Source organism: Pseudoalteromonas sp. MEBiC 03485 (genome assembly GCF_004195145.1).
Taxonomy (GTDB): domain Bacteria; phylum Pseudomonadota; class Gammaproteobacteria; order Enterobacterales; family Alteromonadaceae; genus Pseudoalteromonas; species Pseudoalteromonas apostichopi.
Genome location: NZ_SGBT01000001.1, coordinates 2209268 through 2233645, shown reverse-complemented (window position 1 = coordinate 2233645; position 24378 = coordinate 2209268). Strand labels below are relative to the sequence as shown.

The 24378-nt window shown below is 40.7% G+C and carries 18 protein-coding genes; 12 read left to right on the top strand and 6 right to left on the bottom strand.

Translation table 11 applies throughout. The features are described from left to right. Window positions 1-30 precede the first annotated feature (30 nt). The 4 genes from EVU92_RS10310 (at window position 31) to lipA (ending at window position 3288) form a co-directional block, all read left to right on the top strand. Window positions 31-1191: a serine hydrolase gene (locus EVU92_RS10310; RefSeq protein ID WP_054551673.1), complete on the top strand. Its 1161-nt coding sequence runs from the start codon at window positions 31-33 to the stop codon at window positions 1189-1191. Between the two features lie 183 nt (window positions 1192-1374). After that, on the top strand, window positions 1375-1653 hold the full coding sequence (gene ybeD, locus EVU92_RS10305) for a DUF493 family protein YbeD (protein ID WP_054551674.1): 279 nt from the start codon (window positions 1375-1377) through the stop codon (window positions 1651-1653). Window positions 1654-1672: 19 nt separating this feature from the next. Beyond that, entirely contained in the window at window positions 1673-2326 is a 654-nt protein-coding gene (gene lipB, locus EVU92_RS10300) for a lipoyl(octanoyl) transferase LipB (RefSeq protein ID WP_130051158.1), read from the top strand. Continuing rightward, window positions 2323-3288 (top strand): lipoyl synthase, encoded by a 966-nt coding sequence (lipA, locus tag EVU92_RS10295; protein WP_130051157.1) that lies wholly within the window; start codon window positions 2323-2325, stop codon window positions 3286-3288. Before lipB ends, lipA begins: the two co-directional genes overlap by 4 nt. A gap of 58 nt (window positions 3289-3346) precedes the next feature. Here the strand turns inward: lipA and EVU92_RS10290 are convergent, their stop codons facing one another. After that, a complete protein-coding gene (locus tag EVU92_RS10290; protein ID WP_130051156.1) occupies window positions 3347-3940 on the bottom strand; it encodes a TetR/AcrR family transcriptional regulator in 594 nt (197 codons plus the stop codon). Window positions 3941-4542: 602 nt separating this feature from the next. Here EVU92_RS10290 and EVU92_RS10280 point away from each other — a divergent pair. Further along, entirely contained in the window at window positions 4543-6168 is a 1626-nt protein-coding gene (locus tag EVU92_RS10280) for a M28 family metallopeptidase (protein WP_130051154.1), read from the top strand. Window positions 6169-6223: 55 nt separating this feature from the next. On the opposite strand, the gene EVU92_RS10275 is transcribed toward EVU92_RS10280, so the two are convergent. The 4 genes from EVU92_RS10275 to fabB all read right to left on the bottom strand — a co-directional run bounded on the left by EVU92_RS10275 (window position 6224) and on the right by fabB (window position 14677). Continuing rightward, window positions 6224-10831, bottom strand: coding sequence for a FimV/HubP family polar landmark protein (locus EVU92_RS10275; protein ID WP_130051153.1), 4608 nt, complete (start codon window positions 10829-10831; stop codon window positions 6224-6226). Window positions 10832-11151: 320 nt separating this feature from the next. After that, window positions 11152-12168: an aspartate-semialdehyde dehydrogenase gene (locus EVU92_RS10270; protein ID WP_130051152.1), complete on the bottom strand. Its 1017-nt coding sequence runs from the start codon at window positions 12166-12168 to the stop codon at window positions 11152-11154. A gap of 32 nt (window positions 12169-12200) precedes the next feature. Further along, window positions 12201-13322, bottom strand: coding sequence for a 4-phosphoerythronate dehydrogenase (locus EVU92_RS10265; protein ID WP_130051151.1), 1122 nt, complete (start codon window positions 13320-13322; stop codon window positions 12201-12203). Between the two features lie 140 nt (window positions 13323-13462). Further along, on the bottom strand, window positions 13463-14677 hold the full coding sequence (gene fabB, locus EVU92_RS10260; RefSeq protein WP_130051150.1) for a beta-ketoacyl-ACP synthase I: 1215 nt from the start codon (window positions 14675-14677) through the stop codon (window positions 13463-13465). 179 nt (window positions 14678-14856) lie between these two features. Between fabB and mnmC the strand changes: the two genes are divergently transcribed. From mnmC to EVU92_RS10235, 4 genes are all read left to right on the top strand, one after another. Continuing rightward, on the top strand, window positions 14857-16917 hold the full coding sequence (gene mnmC, locus EVU92_RS10255) for a bifunctional tRNA (5-methylaminomethyl-2-thiouridine)(34)-methyltransferase MnmD/FAD-dependent 5-carboxymethylaminomethyl-2-thiouridine(34) oxidoreductase MnmC (RefSeq protein ID WP_130051149.1): 2061 nt from the start codon (window positions 14857-14859) through the stop codon (window positions 16915-16917). Between the two features lie 126 nt (window positions 16918-17043). Beyond that, the gene (locus EVU92_RS10250) at window positions 17044-17679 is read left to right on the top strand and encodes an SDR family oxidoreductase (protein WP_130051148.1); all 636 of its coding nucleotides are present in this window, start codon (window positions 17044-17046) and stop codon (window positions 17677-17679) included. A 245-nt stretch (window positions 17680-17924) separates the two neighbouring features. Then, window positions 17925-18761, top strand: coding sequence for a transporter substrate-binding domain-containing protein (locus EVU92_RS10240; protein ID WP_130051147.1), 837 nt, complete (start codon window positions 17925-17927; stop codon window positions 18759-18761). A gap of 7 nt (window positions 18762-18768) precedes the next feature. Continuing rightward, window positions 18769-20247: a methyl-accepting chemotaxis protein gene (locus EVU92_RS10235; protein WP_130051146.1), complete on the top strand. Its 1479-nt coding sequence runs from the start codon at window positions 18769-18771 to the stop codon at window positions 20245-20247. On the opposite strand, the gene EVU92_RS10230 is transcribed toward EVU92_RS10235, so the two are convergent. Next, window positions 20237-21010, bottom strand: a complete 774-nt coding sequence (locus tag EVU92_RS10230) for a sulfite exporter TauE/SafE family protein (RefSeq protein WP_130051145.1) — start codon at window positions 21008-21010, stop codon at window positions 20237-20239. The genes EVU92_RS10235 and EVU92_RS10230 overlap by 11 nt on opposite strands. A gap of 204 nt (window positions 21011-21214) precedes the next feature. Here EVU92_RS10230 and EVU92_RS10225 point away from each other — a divergent pair, with 204 nt between their 5' ends. The 3 genes from EVU92_RS10225 (at window position 21215) to EVU92_RS10215 (ending at window position 23819) form a co-directional block, all read left to right on the top strand. Next, window positions 21215-21931, top strand: a complete 717-nt coding sequence (locus tag EVU92_RS10225; protein ID WP_130051144.1) for an enoyl-CoA hydratase/isomerase family protein — start codon at window positions 21215-21217, stop codon at window positions 21929-21931. Between the two features lie 263 nt (window positions 21932-22194). Beyond that, complete coding sequence (locus EVU92_RS10220; protein WP_168990011.1) at window positions 22195-23199, top strand: alpha/beta hydrolase; 1005 nt, start codon at window positions 22195-22197, stop codon at window positions 23197-23199. A 68-nt stretch (window positions 23200-23267) separates the two neighbouring features. Next, window positions 23268-23819, top strand: a complete 552-nt coding sequence (locus EVU92_RS10215) for a hypothetical protein (RefSeq protein ID WP_130051142.1) — start codon at window positions 23268-23270, stop codon at window positions 23817-23819. Window positions 23820-24378 lie beyond the last annotated feature (559 nt).

Sequence of the window (24378 nt, the reverse complement as noted above, 5' to 3'; positions counted from 1 at the left end):
CATGTTTAACTTTAACCATTAATGAGTACGATGAAATCTATAAAATATAAAATCTTAAGTGGCGTTTGTGGCCTTGTTTGCACTGCTAGCGTATTTTCTGCAACAGCCCAAATTATCCCTGCCCCACCTCAAGTTAATGCGAAAGGTTATTTCTTGGTTGATTTCACCACAGGTAAAGTAATTGCCGAAGGCGAAGCTGATACAAAGCTAGCACCTGCTAGTTTAACCAAAATGATGACCAGTTATGTTATTGGTACTGAAATCAAAGCAGGTAATATTGCTCCAACCGATATGGTTACAGTGAGTGAAAAAGCTTGGGCAAAGAATTTTCCTGAGTCATCAAAAATGTTTATTGAAGTAGGTAAGCAGATCAGTGTTGATGACCTTAATCACGGTATCATTATTCAATCTGGTAACGATGCCTGTGTAGCTATGGCAGAACACATTGCTGGTAGTGAAAGTGCATTTGCTGATTTAATGAATGCGCATGCTGAAAAACTTGGCATGACTAACAGCCACTTTGTAAATAGCCACGGTTTAGATACTAACGAACACTTCACAACACCACGCGATATGGCAACATTAGGTGCAGCTCTTATTCGTGATGTACCAGATGAATACGAAGTATACGCTAAAAAATCATTTACCTTTAATGGTATCAAGCAGTACAACCGCAACTCACTGTTGTGGGATGAAAGCATGAATGTTGACGGTATTAAAACTGGCCATACGTCTGAAGCTGGCTATAGCTTAGTCACTTCAGCAACTAAAGACGACATGCGTTTAATCGCGGTGGTTATGGGCACTGAAAGCGAGCGTGCACGAAAAGTTGAAAGCAAAAAGTTACTTAACTATGGTTTCCGCTTTTTCGAAACAATTACCCCATACAAAGCAGGCGATAGCTTTGCAGAACAACGTATTTGGATGGGTAACAAAGAAAACGTATCGCTAGGTATCTTAGAAGACACGCCAATTACTATCCCGCGTGGTCAGCGTAAAAACTTAAAAGCAAACTTCGAGCTTGATAAAACGTTAGAAGCACCACTGGCTAAAGGAACTAAAGTAGGCACGCTTTTCTTACAGCTTGAAGGTGAAGAAATTGCTCAATACCCACTAGTTACACTAGAAGAAGTGGAAGAAGGTAGCTTCTTTAGCAAGATCTACGATTACCTGCGTTTACAAATTCAGTAATCTGCTAGTAAAGTTTATAAACGCCTTGCACCGCAAGGCGTTTTTTTTTGTCTGAAAAATGATAGAATGCGCCCCATATAAGTCGCGCTGGGTCGAGTGCGTCGTAATCTAAGTTTGCTTAACGCCAAGAAATGGCAGAGAACACCTCTATTAAGCATACTCACTGTTTGAGGAGTCACCGTCGTGGTTCAACCTGTAAAAAATACTAAGTTTGACGAGTATTTAGATTTTCCTTGCCCATTCACATTTAAAATCATGGGTTTAGCTAATGTAAATCTAACAGATCAGATCCTAGAAAAGCTGCAACCAATTGCACCTGGCGATTATGCGCCAAAGGTAAAACCAAGCAGCAAAGGTAATTACGAATCTGTAACGCTTGTAGCTACCGTTACAAGTAAAGAGCATATTGAAGAAATTTATAACGTGATCAGCAACATCGATGACGTACGTCACATGCTATAGACCGATTACGGAGTAAATCGTGAGCGAAAGAGAATTAATCGTTCGTCAATTAGGTCGTCAGCGTTACATGCCAATTTGGCAAAAAATGCAATCTTTTACCGACACCCGTGATGAGCACACAGCCGATGAAATTTGGCTCGTTGAGCACGAGCCTGTATTTACTCAAGGCCAAGCTGGTAAAGCTGAGCATTTATTAAATACCGGTGATATCGAAGTGATCCAAGTGGACCGTGGTGGCCAAGTAACATACCACGGACCAGGCCAGCAAATGATGTATGTGCTGTTCAACTTACGTCGTTTAAAAATTGGTGTAAGAGAGCTAGTTACATGGCTTGAAGAGTGTATTATCGACACGCTGAAAGAATATGACATTAATGCCTACGCCAAAGCAGATGCACCTGGTGTCTACGTAAACGATAGTAAAATCGCCTCATTAGGCCTTCGTGTTCGCCGCGGTTGCTCTTTCCACGGTTTAGCACTAAATGTAAACATGGATCTAGCGCCATTTTTGCGTATAAATCCATGTGGCTATGCTGGCATGAACATGGTGCAAACAACCGACCTTAACGGTCCGCAAAACCTCGAGCAAGCAGGTGCAGGGCTTGTAAAACACATGATTAAAAAGCTTAATGCTACTGTGGTTAAGCATACTGAAGGGTTTGAAAACGAATGAATAAACCAGTCAAAATGGAACCAGGCGTAAAACTGCGTGATGCAGAAAAAATGGCGCTGATACCAGTTAAAGTTTTACCGACTGAAAAAAACGAAATGTTACGTAAGCCAGAGTGGCTGAAAATTCGCTTACCTAAATCAACCGAACGTATTGATGGTATTAAACAAGCGATGCGTAAACATGGTTTGCACTCAGTTTGTGAAGAGGCATCATGCCCTAACCTATCTGAATGTTTCAACCATGGTACAGCTACCTTTATGATTTTAGGTGCTATTTGTACTCGTCGTTGTCCATTCTGTGATGTTGCACACGGCCGTCCATTAAAGCCAGATGCAGCAGAGCCTGAAAAGCTAGCGCTGACCATTAAAGACATGAAGCTAAGCTATGTTGTTATTACCTCGGTAGACCGTGATGATTTACGTGATGGTGGTGCACAGCACTTTGCTGACTGTATACGTGAAATTCGTAAGCACAACCCAGAAATCACCATTGAAATTTTAGTGCCAGATTTTCGTGGTCGTATGGACAGAGCCCTTGATATCTTAATCGAGACGCCGCCAGATGTATTTAACCACAACCTAGAAACTGCACCGCGTTTATACAAATTAGCGCGTCCTGGTGCTGATTATAAGTGGTCACTTGAGCTTCTACGTCGTTTTAAAGAAGCGCACCCTAATGTGAAAACTAAATCAGGTTTGATGGTAGGTTTAGGTGAAGAGATTAGCGAAATCGAAGAAGTGTTACGTGACTTACGCGAGCATAACGTTGATATGCTAACAGTAGGCCAATACTTACAACCTTCTAAGCACCACTTACCTGTTAAACGCTATGTGCCGCCAGCAGAGTTTGATGCATTAAAAGACTATGCAGACGAAATTGGCTTTACTCATGCGGCCTGTGGTCCATTTGTTCGCTCAAGCTACCATGCTGACCAACAAGCAGCTGGTAAAGAAGTGAAGTAAGACTTCTTATAAATATAAAAAGCCCGCATCAAGCGGGCTTTTTTTATGAAACAGACAATCAGCGCCCATATCGCGCTAAGAACATTTTCACGGTTTCACCAATCACTTTACTATCAGAGTCGCCAGCTTGACGTTCAAAGCCATACAGCAATGGATAAAAAATTAAGGACTTTAATTGATATACAAATTGTTTTGCAGCGAACTCAACATCATCAATATTTAAAGCCTGCGCTTGGTTTCCTGCTTCTAAAAACGACACAAGATCTTGCATGCAGCCCATGTTGTTACTAGCTAATGATTTAGCTAAATCAGGCTGTTTTAACATTTGCATGAAGGCTACTTTCGCCACTTTTAAAAACTCTTCAGAGGTTAGTAGCGCTACTTCTTGCTCGGCAATACAGGTTAACTGCTCTGCTATTGGCAAAGAAGCATCAAACACAACAGCTTGCTCTTGGCGTACTTTTTCAAACATAAACACAAGAATAGCCTGGAACAACACATCTTTATTTTCAAAGTGGTTATATACCGTACGCTTAGAGGCGCCCGCCAAGCTTGCAACCTGATCCATACTTGTATGCTCAACACCCTGCTGAAAAAATAATGTCTCTGCTGCATTCAAAATATCTAATCGCTTTCTCTGTGATAGTTTCATGTGCCCCTCCAATCAAGTTACTAGTGTACCGTAAAAACAAAAAATGCACTAGACAGTTTACTTTTACAACAAGCCACAAAAAACTACACAGGACATTTACTTATAATAAAAATTGAGATTTCAAAAATGGTTAGCAATCGCCACTCTATCTTGATATAACCCAATTAACCTCTCAACAAAAAGCATACCAAGCGCAAGTATCATTCAGTACCCAGTCGTTGCCGAGGTTTTAGAACTCAAGATACCAAGATTAATAACACTTAATCGTTCACTTGATAGAGTAATACCAATTCGCTCAATTAAGTGGTCTATTTTGAGGCAATAAACCCTCGTTGATAACAAGGCAAAAATTTCGTTATTTAGTTGTGATCGACAATTGCTCCTGCATGCTACCTTCTGCATCCATGCCGTCGTAAATAAGAAATTTTAACGCAGGTAGCGACAGGTTTAATCCCTCAAAATGATTAAGTATTATTGCGGACTGGTATAAAAGTGCATTATTACCCTTTCATCCTGAATAATTAGTTATTTGCAGACTCTTTCTGGACAGCCCCCCTTCTCGTCCCATATAGTGAAACCTTGTGCAATCAACCAGAAAAACTATGACAACTCACCTTAAATATGCAAGCTTGGCACTTGCAGTTGGTTTATTCGGCTGCTCTGAGCAACCAATATCTAGCGCTAATAAGCCAAGTGCTGAAAACCATGAAGCCGTTAACATTGCCAATGTGCGCTCACATATTAAAACACTTGCCTCTGATGAATTCTTAGGCCGTGGTCCTTTGACTGAAGGAGAAACGCTGACCATTAACTATTTAGCTGACGAGTATAAAAAACTCGGCTTAACAGGTAGTTATAATGGCGAGTTTTTACAGCCAGTTACTATGGCAAAACTCACCCCAGATCAAAACATGACCCTAAAAGTGGGTGACTTAAGCTTTAATGCTGGCAGTGATTTTACCGCCCGCACTCAGCAAATTAACCCTGAGATTAATATTGATGGTTCTGATGTTGTGTTTGTTGGCTATGGCATTAATGCACCAGAATATAACTGGGATGATTTTGCTGATATTGATGTCAAAGGCAAAACCATTATCGTACTTGTTAATGATCCAGGTTTTGCGACCCAAGACGAAGCACTTTTCACAGGTAATGCCATGACCTACTACGGCCGTTGGACTTACAAATATGAAGAAGGTGCACGACAAGGCGCAAAAGCGGTATTCATCGTTCACGAAACAGCTCCTGCGGCTTACCCTTGGAGCGTAGTTGAAAGCTCGAACACTGGCAGTAAATATACCTTAATCGACCAAGAGAAAAATGTTTCCGACATTCCTGTTATGGGTTGGATTGATGAGCAAGCTGCAAATGAAATCTTTGCTCAAGCCGGCCTTGATTATCAAACTGAAAAAGCCAATGCATTAAAAGCAGATTTTAAACCCGTAGATTTAAACGCTAAGGCAGAGCTGACACTGCAAAGTGATATCTCTCAAGCTCAGTCGCATAACGTTGTTGCAACCCTAAAAGGCAGCGAAACTCCTGATGAGTACATTGTAATTGGCGCACACTGGGACCACTTTGGTACGAAGCAAACTGATGACGGCGTAAAAATCTATAATGGTGCTGTAGATAATGCATCAGGTAGTGCAGCAACAGTGGAAATAGCCCGAATTCTTACCGAAATGCATAAGCACAAGCCATTCAAGCGCTCTATTATCTTTGCCAACTTTACGGCTGAAGAAACGGGGCTTATTGGTTCTCAGCAATTTGCGACTGGCGAAATTGTACCAACCAAACAAATGGTCGCGTTGCTTAATATTGATGGTATGAACGTGCTAGACGGCGTTGACTACATATTGCAATACGGTAAAGGCATGTCTGAGATGGAAGACTACCTTGCAGATGCAGCTAAAGCACAAGGTCGTCATGTAAAAATGGACCCTCGCCCTCAAAATGGCTTGTTTTTCCGTTCAGATCACTTCTCACTAGCTAAACAAGGCGTTCCAAGCTTACTATTTATGAGCCTAGGCGATACAGATCCTGATTATATTGCTCATAAATATCATAAAGAAGCTGACGACTATTCAGCCGAGTGGTCTATGGGTGGTGTTGAACAAGATATTGAACTGATCGTTGATATTGCAGCCAAGCTTGCTAATAACGGTGATTGGCCAAAATGGAAAGCCGAGTCTGACTTCAAAGCTCGCCGCTTACAAGACAAGCAATAGCCTTCGCATAGATATAAAAAACCGAGCTATTAGCTCGGTTTTTTATTGATTAGTATTACTCACTTATCTTAGCTTTTAATGACTGAGCTTCTTCTTGCACTTCATCAGGGCCATTCGCTATCACATCTTCAATAGCTTGCAGTGCTGCATCAAAGTCATCTATTTCGATATATGCCCTTGCTAGGTCCAGTTTAGCTGAGTAACCACCACTTTCGGCATCAACATCAGTTGGATTATCACCTGCAAGTAAGTCATTAAAATCACTCAATCCTACATCCATATCAACCTCGTCATAAGGTTCATGGTCTAGAGCTTCATCATCACTTTGTTCAAGTAATGAATCAATATCTACAAACTCATCGGCTGTAGCTTGTTGCGCTTGCTCATCTTGAGCCTCTAAGGCTGCTACTTCAGGTTCAACTGTCTGTTGACTTTCACCCTGTAAGTCTTCATTTAATAGGGCATTAAAATCAACATCAAATTCACTGGCATCAGCAATATCAGCTTCATCTGGCTCTGCTAATTCATTTAACAGCGCATCAAAGTCTGTTTGAGTGAGATCAGCCATAAAATCATCATCGATTTCATCATCTGACAGCTCACTTAAATCAGCCTCGTCAGCTAAATTAGACTCGATATCAGCTAATGTTTGCTCAGCTTCTGCAGCATCATCAAGTTCAATATCGTCTAATTCGAATTCAGGGAAATCCTCTAATTCGTCTTGGCTTTCAGCAACCTCATCATCAATTGGCTCTTCGCTAGTTAACTCTGTTGTGCCTTCATTTTCTGATTGTTCCGGCAAGTCGCCCTCAGAATCAAGAACATCATCTTCTGTGAATTCATTATCAAGTAAGATGTCATCATCAAAATCATCGTCTAACTGACCAAGCTCATTACCCGTTGCTAATGAGTTAGCAAGGTCTTGCTCTGCCTGACTTAACTGTAATGGCTCATCTTCGTCTAACTGATTAGAAGTGTCTTCATCAGATTCATCTAATTCAAAACCTGCTTCATCTAGCTCAAGTTCTGGATACTCTTCCAACTCTTGGCTAGGAGTCACCGTATCTTGCTGTAATGGCTCTTCATCGGCAGTTAAATCAAATTCATCGGTTAGGTCTTCATCTGCAAGTGGATCATCGCCTAAATCAATTTCAACTTCTTCAATGTCTTGCTCTGGTTCATCTATTGACCAATCTGGTGCTTCGACATAATCATCTTCTTCACCAATTTCATTTAATAACTCATCAACGCTTTTCAGTGATGAATCATCAAATTCATCTAGACTATCATCTTCATCTAATAGCTCATCGCTATCTTCATTAAACTCTTGATTTAACGCCTCATCAATATCAACTTCGTCACTATCATCCGCGTCATCAACCAACTCAGAGGCAATCGATTCAACATTCATGTCATCAACAGCTTGATCTGCATCGGCTAAATCTTCTAGCGACTCTTGTAGATTTTCATCATGCTCTGCACTGTCACTCTGTTCATGGCTTAAATCTGAGATCTGCGCTTCGGTGTCTTGCTTCAGCTCGTTTGTTTGCTGAATAAGCTCTTCTAGCTCATCATCAACGTCAGAGTCCTGCTCATCACTGCTCTCTTCATCAAGCAAAGAGTCGATATCTGCTACATCTAGTTCATCATCTTGCGCAGCATTGTCATCAATATCTGAATCACTATCATCTGTTAACTCAGGTTCTTCTGACTCTGCATCTACCTCATCGAGTAATGAGTCGATGTCATCAGTATCAAACTCATCGCTTAAATCATCTGCAATAGGCTCTTCGGTAGGCTCTTCAGCGGATTCTTGTTCTGGCTCTTGTGCTTCATCTAATAATGAATCAATGTCGTCAACATCAAGAGCATCATCAAGCTCGTCTTCATCGATTAGAGCGTCTGCACTAGGTTCTTCGATTAGCTCTTCAACAAGCTCTGCTTCAGGTTCTTGCTCTTCTTGTGCCTCATCTAATAATGAATCAATGTCGTCAACATCAAGAGCATCATCAAGCTCGTTTTCATCGATTAAATCGTCTGCACTAGGTTCTTCGGTTAGCTCTTCAACAAGCTCTGCTTCAGGTTCTTGCTCTTCTTGTGGCTCTAGATCGTCTTGTGCTTTATCTAATAACGCGTCAATATCGTCAACATCAAGAGCATCATCAAGCTCATTTTCATCGATTAAATCGTCTGCACTAGGTTCTTCGATTAGCTCTTCAACAAGCTCTGCTTCAGGTTCTTGCTCTTCTTGTGCCTCATCTAATAATGAATCAATGTCGTCAACATCAAGAGCATCATCAAGCTCGTTTTCATCGATTAAATCGTCTGCACTAGGTTCTTCGATTAGCTCTTCAACAAGCTCTGCTTCAGGTTCTTGCTCTTCTTGTGGCTCTAGATCGTCTTGTGCTTCATCTAATAACGCGTCAATGTCATCAACATCCAGTGCATCATCAAGGTCATCGTTTTCTAATGCATCATTCGCTTCAGCTATTGGCTCTTCTGTTTGCGCTTCATCAATTAAGCTGTCGATATCAAGGTCATCTTCATCAATGAGTTCATCTGCACTTGCCTCTTCGACAGGCGCTTGTTCTTCATGAACTTCATCTAATAGCGAGTCAATGTCATCAACATCCAGCGCATCATCAAGGTCATCGTTTTCTGATGCATCATTCGCTTCAGCTGTTGGATCTTCTGTTTGCGCTTCATCAATTAAGCTGTCGATATCAAGATCATCTTCATCAATGAGTTCATCTGCACCTGCCTCTTCGACAGGCGCTTGTTCTTCATGAACTTCATCTAATAGCGAGTCAATGTCATCAACATCCAGTGCATCATCAAGATCATCGTTTTCTAATGCATCATTCGCTTCAGCTGTTGGTTCTTCTGTTTGCGCTTCATCAATTAAGCTGTCGATATCAAGATCATCTTCATCAATGAGTTCATCGGCACTTGTCTCTTCGACAGGAGCTTGTTCCTCTTGAACTTCATCTAATAGCGAGTCAATGTCATCAACATCCAGCGCATCATCAAGATCGTCGTTTTCTATTGCATCATTCGCTTCGGCTGCTGGCTCTTCTGTTTGCGCTTCATCAATTAGGCTGTCGATATCAAAATCATCTTCATCAATAAGTTCTGCTTCAACGTTAGTTGTTGAAGCATCATTATTTTCATCGAGTAAATCATCAATATCGTCTAGGTTTACTTCTTGATTAGAATCTGTGTTATTTTGCTCATCAATTAAGCTATCAATGTCAAAATCATCTTCAGCGTCATCTTCTGCGAGCTCTTCACTAAGCGCTGCCATTTCATCATTCGCGTTATCTAACGAGTCATCTTCATCAGTATCAAATAAGTCGTCAATATCGTCAGCACTTAAAATATCACCAGATGAATCAGCTTGAGGCTGCCCACTATCAAGGTCAATTTCATCACCCAAACTGTCGTCATCGGTTTGATCGAAATCTTGCTGCAAAAATGCATCTAAATCATCATCGTCAGCATTACTTGAAGATTCATCATTAAACTCGATGTCATCACTTAATAGCCCTTCTAGCTCATCTTGATTTAGAACACTGTCGTCTTCATCAAAGCTATCATCAATGCTGTCGTCAAAAATGATGTCATCATCTGGCAACATGTCTTGGTCTAAGTCATCATCTAAACGAACACTCAAGTCGTCATTTTCTTCAACCGGATCTGGAACTAGTGGATCATTTTCTACTATCGACTCTAACTCATCATCAGGATTATAACTTGGACTTTGTGGTAAAAATTCATCGTCGTCACTGGCATCAGTGTCATCACTAGAGTTGTTACGTTTTTTCAAAAACATCACAACGGCAGCAATGATTAGCAATGCAGGAATAAACATTAATGCACCGAGAACAAATGGGTTACTCAGTAAATCCGAAAAGTTGAACCCACTGTCCTCTTCAATCTTTTTTGCTTTTTGCTGCTCTATGATTTCATTTTGTTTAGTGATCAGTTCTTTCAGCTGCTTTTGAATTTCACTGTCTTGACCAAGTTGATCTCGAACGGTTTCAAGCTCTTTAGAGATACCTGTAAGTTGTTTTTTGAGCTTATTGTTCTCTGCTAAGATTTCTTCAACATTTTCAACCGACGATTTAAACTGCTTTTGTAACTCGACAAGCTGCGTGCCCTGTTCTGTTTTGATGGTGTTGATTTCTTGCTTAAGCTCTTGCTTTGCTTCGTCTACATCAACTTTACGGGCTTGGGTGACTTTCTTTTGTGATTCATTGATTTCAGCGGTAGTCAAAGTACCGTTTTTCTTCTTTTCCCATAGTTCATCATCTTGTTCAGAACGCGCTTTTGCTAGCGTCGGATTGACCGCACGCATTTCAGCAATAGTTGGGATTTTTAGATATGCGCCATCACGCATATGATTAAGGTTTTGGTCTAAAAATGATGATGGGTTTTTGTCATACAAAGCTTGCATGACCTGATAAATACTTACAGAGTTGTCAGGGCGAATTTTAGCGGCAATGCGCCATAATGTATCGGTCGGTTTAATTGGACCAATAGAGCGCCCCTGCGCACCGTAATCGACACCTTTAGGGCCTTTAAGTGTGGTGCCTTCATCAGAGTATGTCGGTGTTACCACCAATGCAGACGCTAATATGAAGAGTGTTGCTAAACCGCGCATGCTGATCCTTTATGTTTTAAATGTTAACACAGCAACCTTAGTTGCTTAAACATCAAGTAATTCTTGCAGAATTGATTCTTAATTATGTTTTCTTGCAAGCTCTATTCCAGCTGCAAACTATAACTTAGTTGCCTTGCAATATCTATTGCAACACCTTGATAGTAAATAGCTTAAATAATAGCGGCTGAGAGGCTTTTTTATTGTTATCGTTAAGTTTATACGCTTTTACAACGTATGCGGCAATAATTTGGCAGTGAATTCACAAAAAAAGCGGCAAATTGCCGCTTTTTCTCAAATTTAGCTCAGCCTAAATCATCAGTTTACAAGTAATTTGCGATTAGCTCTTCAGCAATCTGCACACTATTTGTTGCTGCACCTTTGCGCGTGTTATCACTAACAACCCACATATTTAAACCATGAGGATGCGAAATATCAGCACGTAAACGACCCACGTAAACCGTGTCATTACCACTGGCGTCTGACACCGCTGTTGGAAAATCGGCTAAGTCTTCAATAAACTCTACACCTGGTGCATCGTTTAATAGCTGCTTAACATGTTCGATATCTACCGGCATACGCGTTTCAATATTAATCGCTTCACTGTGACCAAAGAACACTGGTACACGAACACAAGTAGGGTTAACCACAACACTGTTATCACCTAAGATTTTTTGTGTTTCGTTGACCATTTTCATTTCTTCGCGGGTATAACCGTTATCTTCAAAACTGTCGATTTGTGGGATCACGTTAAAGGCGATTTGTTTAGGGAAAACAGCATTATCCATTGGGCGTGCATTCATTAAGTTCGCTGTTTGTTTAGCTAGTTCATCAACCGCTTCTTTGCCCGCACCTGATACTGCTTGATAAGTTGATACGTTAATGCGGTCAATACCATAAGCGTCATAAATAGGCTTTAACGCCACCAACATTTGAATAGTTGAGCAGTTAGGGTTTGCAATGATGTTGCGGTTTCTGAAATCCGCTAAGCTTGATGCATTCACTTCGGGAATAATTAATGGTACGTCAAAGTCATTACGAAAGTGTGATGTATTATCAATCACTACACAGCCTGCGTCTGCCGCAATGGGTGCGTATTTTTCAGAGACACTACCGCCTGCTGAAAATAAACCAATGTGAGCTTGGCTAAAATCAAACTCTTCAACATCGATTACTTCAAGGCTTTCACCGCGAAATTGAATTTCTTCACCGGCACTACGGCTACTTGCGAGTAAAAATAATTGGTCTACCGGAAACTTACGATCTTCCAAAGTTTCGATAATTTGACGACCCACTAAACCTGTGGCACCTAATACGGCTACATTAAATTTTTGCGACATGTGTTTTCCTCTTTTGAATAAAGCAAATGACTTTATTCGTTAATTCTAAATCCCAGTGCAGCTAATGCGCCTTCACATGCACTGTTAGCAGCCACCGACAAAGTACTAAACTCTCGTCGTGGCGGGTAATTCTTACGCAAACTATCAAAGCCTTCGCTTGCTAATTTACTTCGTAAAATGCCATCGTCACGACGTACATCATAAATTAAGTGCACCAAGCGGCCGATATCGTCTTGGTTAAAGGTTTCACCTAATGTGACAGAATGACTAATTGGCTCTGGTAAAAAGTCGTCCAGAGATTTAAGTGCTGCGATACCTTCAAGCTCACATACTTTCTGATACAGCATTTGTGTACCGCGGGCCTTACCTTCGAGTGTATGCCCTGCAATATGCACGCTGGCATAACGCACATAATCAAGCAGAGGAGTCAGTATATTGGGTTCGTTTTCCCAAACATCAAGCACGCAATCTAATTTTGCGCCTTGTTTAAACAGTGCAAGCAATGCTTTGTTATCAATCACATCACCACGGCTTGCATTGATAATAGTCATTCCAGGCTTAAGTGCCTTTAAGCGCGTTTCGTCTAGCATGTGCAAGGTTTTATGTGGCCCTTGCTTAACCAGCGGCACATGAAAAGTTACGATATCAGCTTGAGCTAATAATGCGTCTAACTCAATATGCTCTGCCAACTCACCGGCTTCATGTTTTGGTGGATCGCATAGCAGCACATTCATACCAAGCAGGCTTAGCTTATCACGTAAACAGCTGCCTATGCTGCCAACGCCAACTATACCTATAGTTTTACCTTGTAATGAGCTGGAATTTTCTTGGCTCAAAGAATATAAACTGCTAATAACATATTCAGCGACTGCAACTGCATTACAACCTGGTGCGCTACTAAATGCTATATTTCGCTCAGCGAGTAGTTCAGTATCAATGTGATCAACACCTATAGTTGCTGTGCCCACAAATTTTAATTTATCTGCTTGAGTTAATAAGCTTTTATCTACATTCGTAACAGAGCGGGTTAACAAAATATCGACCCCGACAAGCTGCTCTGGCTGTAGACTACGACCATCAAATCGCTCAACATCACCAAAATCGGCAAAGTACTGCTCAACCAATGGCATATTTTGATCTGCAAGAATTTTCATTTGTGTGTCCGAAAGGCAGAAAGTGGCGCTATTGTAGCGAATTTATCAGTATTCGGATAGGTAACAACTAAGACGATTTTGGGGTTATTTATGTGAAAAAGCCGAGCAATTGCTCGGCTTTAAGCAAATACTGGAGAGGTTTAACCTTTATATTTGCTCATTACTAGTGTGGCGTTAGTGCCACCGAAACCAAAGCTGTTAGACATTACATTGTTAAGTTCAACGTCTTTACGCTCAGTTACGATATTTAGACCTGCAGCTTGCTCATCTAGTTCATCAATGTTGATAGATGGAGCAACAAAGTTATGCTCAAGCATTAATAACGAGAAGATTGCTTCGTGAACACCTGCTGCACCTAAAGCGTGACCTGTCATCGCTTTGGTTGCACTGATCATTGGTGAATTACCACCAAATACTTCTTGAATAGCACCAAGCTCTTTAACGTCGCCAACAGGTGTTGAAGTACCGTGGGTATTTAAGTAATCAATACCGCCTTCAAGACCTTGCATTGCTTGTTTCATACAACGAACTGCGCCTTCACCTGATGGAGCTACCATATCGTAGCCGTCAGATGTTGCACCGTAGCCTGTGATTTCTGCGTAAATATGCGCGCCACGAGCAAGTGCATGCTCAAGTTCTTCAACAACAACGATACCGCCACCGCCAGAGATAACAAAACCGTCACGGTTTGCATCGTATGTACGTGATGCTTTCTCTGGTGTTTCATTGTACTTAGTAGACAATGCACCCATTGCATCGAATTCCATAGCCAGTGTCCAGTGAAGCTCTTCACCACCACCTGCAAAAATTACGTCTTGCTTACCCAGTTGAATTTGCTCAACCGCATGACCAATACAGTGTGCTGATGTCGCACACGCAGAACTTATTGAATAGTTAACACCTTTAATTTTGAATGGTGTTGCAAGACACGCTGAAGTCGTACTCGCCATAGTACGCGGTACCATGTATGGACCAACACGTTTTACGCCTTTTTCACGTAAAATATCAGCCGCTTCAACTTGCCATTTAGATGAACCACCACCTGAACCCACTAATAAACCAGTGCGCTCGTTTGAAACTTGCTCTTCACTAAGGCCTGCATCTGCAATTGCTTGAGACATTGAAATATAAGCGTATGCAGCAGCATCGCCCATAAAACGCATTGCTTTACGATCAACAAACTCTTTAACATCAATATCGATTTTGCCAGATACATTACTACGTAGGTTGTAGTCAGCAAATTCTTGGTTGAACGCAATACCACTACGGCCTTGTTTTAATGATTCTAATACTTCTTCTTTGTTGTTACCGATGCTTGAAACAACACCGATGCCCGTAATAACGGCTCTTCTCATGGGTAATTACCTTAGCTCTATACTAAATTGTGTTCTATTTTACGCTGAAATTACTTTCGAAGTGGTCAGCTTTCTAGCGTACACATGTACTCTGAATGTCTAGCTTATAAATAACGCCAGACTATTTCAAAGAAAACACGTAAAATAATGAAAAAAGTTTGTAGTTAATTAGTTAAACCATGATCAAAAACGCACATATTCATTTTAATCACCTTGGTACCCCTGTCGCCGATCAGTTTGACGATGTTTATTTCTCTAATGACGATGGCTTAGCCGAATCACATTATGTGTTCTATCAACAAAACCATATCCCGCAACGATTACAAAATCATGACCGTAACCACTTTACGATTGCTGAAACAGGCTTTGGTACGGGGCTTAACTTTTTAAATACTTGGCAACACTTTGCTGCTTACCTTGATAGGCAGCATGCAGAGCTAGAAGTTCAAAATCAACACGACCTTAGTGGTAAAAAAACTGACAAAAAAAGTGTTAACCGCCTGCACTTTATCTCTTTTGAAAAGTTTCCTATTAAGCGTGATGATCTCGCCCAAGCACTCAAAGCCTGGCCTAATTTAAATGAATATAGTGAGCAACTGATTGCTCAATACCCTATTAATCTGGCAGGTTGTCATCGCCTTGAATTTGCAGGCGGCAAACTAATACTCGATCTTTATTTTGGTGACGTGCAAGACAGTATTGATACCATGAGCTACCCAAGCGAAGGGGTTGTTGATGCGTGGTATTTAGATGGCTTTGCACCAAGTAAAAACCCAGATATGTGGCAGCAAAGCTTATTCAACAAGATGCGAGCTATCTCAAGAGCAAACGCCACACTCGCCACTTTCACGGCCGCAGGCTTTGTAAGAAGAGGACTCATCGAAGCGGGCTTTAGCATGAGTAAAGCAAAAGGCTATGGCAAAAAGCGCGAAATGCTGATTGGCGAGCTCACCGAACCTAATGAGCAACAATCAGGGCCTGCGTATTTTGCTCATCAGCAAAGTGAACTGAGTAATGTAGCTGTTATCGGCGGCGGTATTGCCAGTAGCAGTGTACTGTATTCGCTGGCAAAAAGAGGCCTAAAAGCCACGCTTTTTTGCCAAGATGAAGCGCTTGCCATGGGCGCTTCACATAATGTGCAAGGAGCTGTTTATCCGCATCTACAAGCGAAGAATTCACCGCACAGTGAAATGTTTGCCCATAGCTTTTTATATGCGATGCGTCTTTACCAGCAATTACTTGATGATGGTTTTGACTACCCTCACCAGTGGTGTGGTGTATTGCAACATGCAGTTAAACAAGGTCTAGCAGATAAACATCAAAACCTTGCCGATAAAGCGCTTTGGCCAGCTGAATTAATGCGTAATGTAAGCGCTGAAGAAGGTGACGAAATTGCCGGCGTGGATACGGGTTATTCAGGTGTATTCTTTGCAAAAGGCGGCTGGGTAAATCCACCAGCTCTGGTTAAAGCACTATTTAATGCCGCAAACTCCTTAAGTGCGACTACCTATAATAAAATGGACAGTCACTTTAATTGCCATATTGAAAAGTTAGAAAAAACCGCTGATGGCTGGTTATTACACACTAAAGAGCAAACATTCGGACCATTTAGCGATGTAATTAACTGTGCTGGTGAACACAGCGATCAGTTCAGTCAAACTCGCGCTCTGCCCGTTGTGGGTGTGCGCGGCCAAGTCTCGCATGTGCAAGCAAGCGAGCAGTCAAAACGCCTAAAGACCGTGCTTTGCCATAAGGGCTATTTTACTCCTGAATATCAGGGTCATCATTGTATGGGCGCGACCTTTGAAAAAAACTCAAAAAGCCGTGAAGTTAAAGAGCAAGACAACCACACCAATCGCGAACAACTATTAAGTTTTTACACAGACAGCGAGTTTGCAACGACCTTAGGTGAGATAACAGCGGCAAAAGCAGCAGTAAGATGCACCTTCATCGACCATCTACCCATGGCTGGTGAGTGGGCTGAACAAAGTGATTATGTAAGCGCGTTTGCTAATCTTCGCTTAGGTAAGCGATATCAGTACCAAACTTTAACGAAACCTCTGCAAGGCTTGCATGTACTCACTGGCTTTGGTGCAAGAGGCCTGTGCAGTGCCCCTTTATGTGCAGAGCATTTAATTGCTTGTTTAAACAATGAACCAAGACCATTTAGCGAACGCGTGAGTCAAGCTATTCACCCCGCCCGCTTTATTGTACGCGACCTAATTCGTAATAAAATTTAATGATTCGATGGGGCTTTAATTAGCCCCGTTATTTTTCTTGATTACAATTTCGTTTTTAGTTTCCCCTTTAAAAATAAATTCACACCCCAAGGTCTTTACTTACAAAGCAATTAGAAGGAGTTTGATATGAAGACCTTAATCATTGGTGCAACGGGTCAAATAGGTAAAATGACCACCGAAAAAATGCTGGCAAGTGGTCATGACGTGGTGGCTTTGGTTCGAGATAAAAGCAAGCTGAGCAGGCTTGAAAGTAGTCATTTAACGATTGTTGAGCAAGACCTCGAAAACGATTTTAGTCGCGCCTTCGAAGGCGTTGAACAAGTTATTTTTAGTGCTGGCTCTGGTGGGTCAACGGGTGCAGATAAAACCTTACTGATTGATTTATGGGCTGCAGTAAAAGCGATTAATTATGCGGTTGATGCCAAAGTTAAGCACTTTATTATAGTCAGTTCAATTGGCGCTGACGCCCCAGATAATATCGAAAGCAGTATAAAACCGTATTTAGTGGCAAAACACATGGCTGATCAACATTTGATCAATAGCGAATTAAACTACAGCATAGTCAGACCCGGCACACTGAAAAATGATGCAGCAACTGGATTATTAACAACTACGCGACCTGCAACCCGCCAAGATGCGGTGATCAACCGTGAAGATGTAGCAGATACCCTGCTATACCTTGCTGAACATACACCGAAAAAACCACAAGTGTTTGAATTATTTAATGGTGATAAGTCAATCGACAGTCTACTGAACGATTGATACCAATTTGCTTAATTAAGTGGTCTATTTTGAGGCAAGAAAACCTTGTTGATAGCAAGGCAAAAATTTCGTTATTTAGTTGTTTAAATCAGAAATTTTTAACGCAAATAGCGACAGGTTTAATCCCTCAAAATGATTAAGTATTATTGCGGATTGGTATGAATACGTATGCATAAGAAATAAGATTGAGAAAGCGCGTAAAGCACTTTAGTTTATTGTTTACATAATAATAACAAAGGTGCTTTATGCGTCATTTTGCTTTTCTTTTTTGCTTTGCTTTTACATCTGCTTGTTATGCCGCACCGGTAAAAGTACAGAGCTACAGTGGCGATACCTCCCTTCCCCACAAATTATTGATCAGCGCCATTGAACGGGCTGGCTTAGATTATGTTCACCCTTACGAAACCAATAAAGATATCTCTAACGCGCGTATCCTAAACGATGTAAAAAACAACCAGCTTGATGTGATGTGGAGCATGACATCAACTCAGTTAGAGCAAGATTATCAGGCCGTTTATATTCCTTTGTTTCGTGGCTTACTTGGCATGCGAGTAGCAATTGTAAAAGCTCAAAACCGCGAGCTGTTTAGCTCGGTAAATAGCTTGCAAGATTTAAAACGCTTCACCGCTGGGCAAGGTAAAACTTGGCCAGATACTAAAATATTAAAAGCGAACCAATTGCCCGTTGTTACCACATTAAAATACCCTAACTTATTCCCTATGCTTGAAGGCGAACGTTTTGATTACTTCCCACGTGGTGTGAATGAGCCTTGGGATGAAATTGCCAACCACTCAGAACTTAACCTTACAGTTGAACCACACTTGGTAATTAAATACACCGCCCCTCTTTACTTTTTCGTCAACAAAAACAATCACACACTACACAAGCAATTAAATGATGCCCTAAAAGAGATGATTGAAGATGGCACATTTAACGCGATGTTTTTGGCAGACAGCCAAGTACAAATGGTTTTATCAAAAGCCAACTTAAGCTCGCGTCGCGTTATTGAGCTAGATAACCCAACGCTATCGTCGAACACACCTAATAAAAATAGCCCTTTGTGGTTTAACCCATTTCAATGAGCGCACAATGAAATCATTAAAATATAAAATGACCTTGGCACTGTCTTTGTGCCTTTTACTTAGCGTGATCTTTGTGATCAGCGCAAACTACCTACTTGCAAAATCGAATCAAACACAACAATGGCAAGAAGACATCACTGCCCTTAATGAGCAAATGCAGGTTATTTTAGCTGAACCGGTATTCTCTTATGACGAGCCGTTAATCAATCAGATTATTAAAGCCTTTTCGCAAAACAAACATGTACATAGCATTTCAGTGACAGATCATCGTAATAAGCCACTTGCCGCTATCACTAAGCAAAGCAATAACGCATCAGTTAGCAAAACTATTGATTTACACTATTTAGATAATTTAATTGGCCATATAAAAATTGGTTACTCACAACAAGCACTGCATAGCACCATTGCTGAGTCGACACGCACCATGTTTATTACCTTGCTGGTCTCTTTTATCGCCTTGGGTGCGGTGATTATTTATATCGTGCGACTGTTAGTGATAAAACCTATCGATAGCGTAAACAGCCTTGTTGATGAAATTGTCAAAGGTGAAGGCGACCTTACAAAACGCATTAGCTATCAATCTAGTGATGAAATTGGCTATTTAGTTGATGGTTTCAATCGATTTATAGCGCAGGTGCAAGAAATCATCACTGAGTTAGGCAGCACAGCCAGCGAGCTTGAAATGATTGCCAGCACAGTAAACGAAGCCTCAGTGCGCTCTAAAAACGAAGCCGAGCTTGAATATAACCGCACAGATTCTGCAACCAATGCGCTTAGTCAGTTAAGTGAGGCAACCAAAGAAATTGCGCAAGGGGCTAATCAAACCGCGCAGCAAACAACCGACGTACATCGCTTATGCCAGCAAGGCGAACAAAACATGAATGCCAATGGTAACATGGTGGATGAGTTAGCAGCACAGCTCGACCACACATCAAACGTAGTAAAACAGTTAAACGCCAGCAGTAATGAAATTAGCCAAGTGCTCGATGTTATAAAAAGTATTGCTGAGCAAACCAATTTACTGGCTCTAAATGCTGCTATTGAAGCGGCTCGTGCTGGTGAATCTGGCCGTGGTTTTGCCGTGGTGGCCGATGAAGTAAGAGCGCTTGCTAGTAAAACCTATGATTCAACGTCTGAGATTGAGTCGATTATTGTATCGCTACACAATAATACCTCTGATTGCGTAACAGCAACAGAGCAAAGTAAGTCACTCAGCGATAAAGTGAGCCAAGCGAATCAAAAAAGCCAAGCGGTATTTAAAGATATTGCTAAACAAATCAATACCATTAATCAAATGAACGAGAGCGTTGCAGCAAGTTCTGAAGAGCAAACCAGTGTTACCGCTGATATCTTAAATACTATGCAGCTTATTAACCAAGGCGCTAAGAGCCTATCGCAAGAAGCTCAGCACCTTGATAACACCATAGGCCAACTCAATGAATTAGAACATGGCATCGTTGCCAAACTGGGTTTGTTTAAATATTAAAAGCCATGATCCCCTGCCACGCGAGTTGCAGGGAAAGCACTGTTAACACTAAACGAAAAATCTTTTTAAATTTGTCTGACGAAATGCGGTGCAATAACTTAAGGCCAAGCCAAGTGCCTAATGCACCGCTCATTATCATGAGCATAACCAAAGGCAACCACTGCCAAAATGCAAACCCCACAGCCCCATATAAAATCGCTTTTAAGGTATGTTGCACTGTCATACAGCTTGAAAATGTGGCGGTAAATTTAAGCTTATTATAATTATTTACATATAAGCAGCTGCCAACCAAAGGCCCACTTGCTCCTACAAACATCGAGATAAACGTGGTCCAAAGCCCTGCAAGAACGCGCCATAACTTTGAGGTTTCTCTAAGCTTTGGCGTCACACCCCACAGTAAATAAAGCACAAAGGCAGCGACCACTATTTTCATTAATTCAAGCGGTATTGATGTGACAATCGTTGAGGCAACCAACGCCCCGATGACTCCCCCTAAAGAGAAGTACACAAACATCGACGTATCAATATGTTTAAACGTGAATAAAAAGCGATTTGCGTTCGAGCCTAATTGTACTAAACCATGCACAGGAATAACCAAACTCATAGGTAGTATTGATGCCATGATCACCAGCAGCATTAACCCACCACCTGCACCAAAAGCCGCTGAAATCATTGAAGTAAAGCCCGCAACTACAATGAGCATTATTGTGCTGATCGGACTTAATAAATCTCCACCCAAAAACTGCCAACTGATCAAATCCATTGTTCTGCTTTAAATAATGTGTTTAACCTAAAGCTACCATGACTAATCACTATTAGCGACAAATTGGAAAACCCTTTCGACTAAAAGACCATATCAACCAAAAGAGAAGTGCCCCTAAATTCACAACTGGTCAGACTTGTGGTTTATTTTGTCAAGGCGATGGTATATAACTATGCCCACGACACAATAAAATAAAGGCGTAGCATGACACTGATGAATGTAAGTACACAAGGCTCTGTTGCTATTTTAACGATGACAACAGCTGAAAATCGCCACAACCCTGCTTTTGCAGAGGCTTTTTTAACTAGCCTTGACGAAATCGAAAGTAACCCTGAGCACAAAGCACTAGTGATCACTTCAAGCAGCGAAAAATCATGGAGTTTGGGCATAGATACTGATTGGCTTATGCCCGCATTAAAAACACAAAAATTTGCAGAAGTAAGTGGCTTTATGCATTCAATGGATGCTGTATTTAAACGCTTATTACTCTTCCCAATGCCAGTTATTGCAGCGATCAATGGCCACGCTTTTGGTAACGGCGCTATTTTATCGTGTGCTTGTGATTTTAGGTTTATGCAAAGCGATCGTGGTTTTTTCTGCTTCCCCGAAGTTGACTTATCAATCCCGTTTTTACCGGGCATGCTCGCCTTTATTAAAAAAGCCATTCCAGACTATCGCTTTAACGAGATGATGCTAACAGGGCGCCGCGTTACCGCAGGCGAACTTGCTACTGATCATGTAATCGAACAAGCCTGCCCAGACAACGAAACTTTATTTAATACCGCCCTCGAATTTGCCAGCCAGTTCGATAAAAAACGTGCTATTTTCGCAGAGCACAAAAAGCGCCTACACAAACATATTATCGACACCATAGATATCGAAAACAAACCGATTATTGATGCTGTGCAGTTGGTTGTTTAGAAAACAATCGCTGTAACTGGACAAAGGTGTCTTCGAGTTGAAGGCACCTAAAACCAAATCATTAAAAAAAACAACCCAATTAACCCAGATAAAACTCAAAAGCGGTTTTAACAAACCTAATAAAAAGAAACTAGAATTTTTTATAGAAAGCTCCAACCCCACCATAAATATTACTTATTTTTATAATAAAACACCCAAAAAACTTGATTAAAAAACAAACGATGACAACTTTTATATTTACCAATATAAAAGGAGTTATAATCATGCTTTCGAATTTAATCATATGTACTAGAGATACCAAAAAGAAAGGTAAAAAAGAGTTTTTCATTTCAGAACCTGGTGCTACTAGATATCTAGAAGTAAACGATGGAAATTTTAATCCCCACCCTACTGAAACAGCTTTAAATAGAGGTGACTGGCTTGAAAAAGTAATTAACAGAGCAACTAATAATAGGAAAAGAGTTCACCCCAAGGGACACCCACTTGAAGGGTATACCTACGGTGACATCCTAATATTTGTACATGGATATAATAATAGTATTAAAGATATTATGATTCGCCATGACTTATTACAAAAGAACTTAAACAAGCTAGGGTTTAAAGGTGCGATAGTTAGTTTCGATTGGCCCAGCGCTAACGCGGCACTAAACTACTTAGAAGACCGAAGCGATGCTCTAAAAACAGCTGAGAGTTTAGTAAAAGACGGCATTATGCTTTTAGCTATGAATCAAGCTAATGAGAATAATCTGAAGTGCGATGTAGATATCCATTTGATTGGCCATAGTACTGGTGCTTATGTAATCCGGGAAGCATTCTACAAAGCAGACCAAAACAGAAAGCTAGAGCGTATAAATTGGAATGTCAGCCAAGTAGCTATTATTGGTGGCGATATTTCAAGAAAATCAATGCAAAGCGATGATAAAAAATCCAGTTCTTTATTCGCTCATGCGACAAGAATTACTAATTACCAAAACCCAAGAGACTCTGCTTTAAAGCTTTCAAATGTTAAACGCTTTGGCACGCAACCACGAGTTGGCCGTGTTGGAGTACCTGATAACAGCCCTTCCAATGTAGTAAATGTCAATGTAGAGAAGCACTGGTTAACATTGGAAAAAGTTAAAAGTAATGCTAACTGGTCACACTCTTGGCATTTCTATGATGAGTATTTTTGCGAAGACCTGCTCTTTACAATTAATGGTGACTTAGATAGACATTCAATACCAACAAGAGTTGTTGAAAACGGGAAGCTTTATCTTAGAAAAAATTAAAATTCACTTATTTTTAAGTTACTTCACAACATAAGTTGCAAACTTCTTACTATTTAAAGGAGTATATAGTGGACAAGGAAAATAAAGTTTGGAATAGCCTCGAAATAGCAAAACTAATTGTCGGAATTGCCATGCCAATTTCCATAGCTTCTTTTGGAGTAATAACTAATATGACATTACAGGAAAGTAATCATAACTTTAGCTTGAATAAAATTATAATAACCAAGAGAGCAGAAATATACGAAAAAATCGGAAAAAAGCTAAACAATATATATTGCTATATTGAAGAAGTGGGCGAATATAAAGATATGACTCCAGAAACAATCTTAAAAGATCGCAGAGACTTAAATAGTAAAATGCATTCACATAGAGCTTTTTGGTCACCTGAAACATTTGACTTGTACTTAAACTATATGGACAGAGAAGCTTTTGCTCTATGGCAAGGAGAAGTAACAGATGCTCGTATAAAAGATGACCCAGGACAAAAAAGATCTCTGCCCTCTTGGCAAGAAGATTGGAATAATAGATTTACAGGGATGGAAAGTCCGACTCACAAACAATCGTATGAGTTACTTTTAAACTCCATAGCAAGTGATTTAGGAATAAATAACTCTCGTTAAAATAGTCCAACGAATCTGGCCCTTAATTTAAACACCTTAATGGGTAATTTAATTTCTAAAGACAATAAAAAAGGCCGCTCTGAGAGCAGCCTTTTTCATATTTGGTGGAGCTGGGGGGATTTGAACCCCTGATAGGATAAGAGCAGACTACATGAGGGTATTGTTTACTGTAGCTTTATGGTCTGTTGTAGTCTGTTTTAACTCTTAATAAGATCCAAATGCGATCCAATTTATCAGAGAATGCTTATCACCTTTCTCTCCCACAAATAAGCCCGCTCACAGTGACGGGCACCATCAAACGGTTTTGCTAACCAATCAATAACGCGCATTTGGTAATAGTAGCGCTTATCTTGTCCCAGCCTGTAACTACGAGCCGAAATAGATTCGAGCTTTGTCCCGTGGCAAATACTGCATATTGTTATGTCTATACTATATATACTATTAAAGGCCCAAGTGCTGCCATGTAAGGCAATTAGTGATAACACAATGAATGGTGTGATGAAAAGTAAGCCACAAAGTACGTAGCAAACCAAAGTTCTCAAGGTTTTAAGTAGAGTTA

Coding starts and splice junctions, on each gene's coding strand:
- EVU92_RS10310 (WP_054551673.1), top strand. CDS start 31: ATGAAATCTATAAAATATAAAATCTTAAGTGGCGTTTGTGGCCTTGTT.
- lipA (WP_130051157.1), top strand. CDS start 2,323: ATGAATAAACCAGTCAAAATGGAACCAGGCGTAAAACTGCGTGATGCA.
- EVU92_RS10290 (WP_130051156.1), bottom strand. CDS start 3,940: ATGAAACTATCACAGAGAAAGCGATTAGATATTTTGAATGCAGCAGAG.
- EVU92_RS10280 (WP_130051154.1), top strand. CDS start 4,543: ATGACAACTCACCTTAAATATGCAAGCTTGGCACTTGCAGTTGGTTTA.
- EVU92_RS10275 (WP_130051153.1), bottom strand. CDS start 10,831: ATGCGCGGTTTAGCAACACTCTTCATATTAGCGTCTGCATTGGTGGTA.
- EVU92_RS10270 (WP_130051152.1), bottom strand. CDS start 12,168: ATGTCGCAAAAATTTAATGTAGCCGTATTAGGTGCCACAGGTTTAGTG.
- EVU92_RS10265 (WP_130051151.1), bottom strand. CDS start 13,322: ATGAAAATTCTTGCAGATCAAAATATGCCATTGGTTGAGCAGTACTTT.
- fabB (WP_130051150.1), bottom strand. CDS start 14,677: ATGAGAAGAGCCGTTATTACGGGCATCGGTGTTGTTTCAAGCATCGGT.
- mnmC (WP_130051149.1), top strand. CDS start 14,857: ATGATCAAAAACGCACATATTCATTTTAATCACCTTGGTACCCCTGTC.
- EVU92_RS10250 (WP_130051148.1), top strand. CDS start 17,044: ATGAAGACCTTAATCATTGGTGCAACGGGTCAAATAGGTAAAATGACC.
- EVU92_RS10240 (WP_130051147.1), top strand. CDS start 17,925: ATGCGTCATTTTGCTTTTCTTTTTTGCTTTGCTTTTACATCTGCTTGT.
- EVU92_RS10235 (WP_130051146.1), top strand. CDS start 18,769: ATGAAATCATTAAAATATAAAATGACCTTGGCACTGTCTTTGTGCCTT.
- EVU92_RS10230 (WP_130051145.1), bottom strand. CDS start 21,010: ATGGATTTGATCAGTTGGCAGTTTTTGGGTGGAGATTTATTAAGTCCG.
- EVU92_RS10225 (WP_130051144.1), top strand. CDS start 21,215: ATGACACTGATGAATGTAAGTACACAAGGCTCTGTTGCTATTTTAACG.
- EVU92_RS10220 (WP_168990011.1), top strand. CDS start 22,195: ATGCTTTCGAATTTAATCATATGTACTAGAGATACCAAAAAGAAAGGT.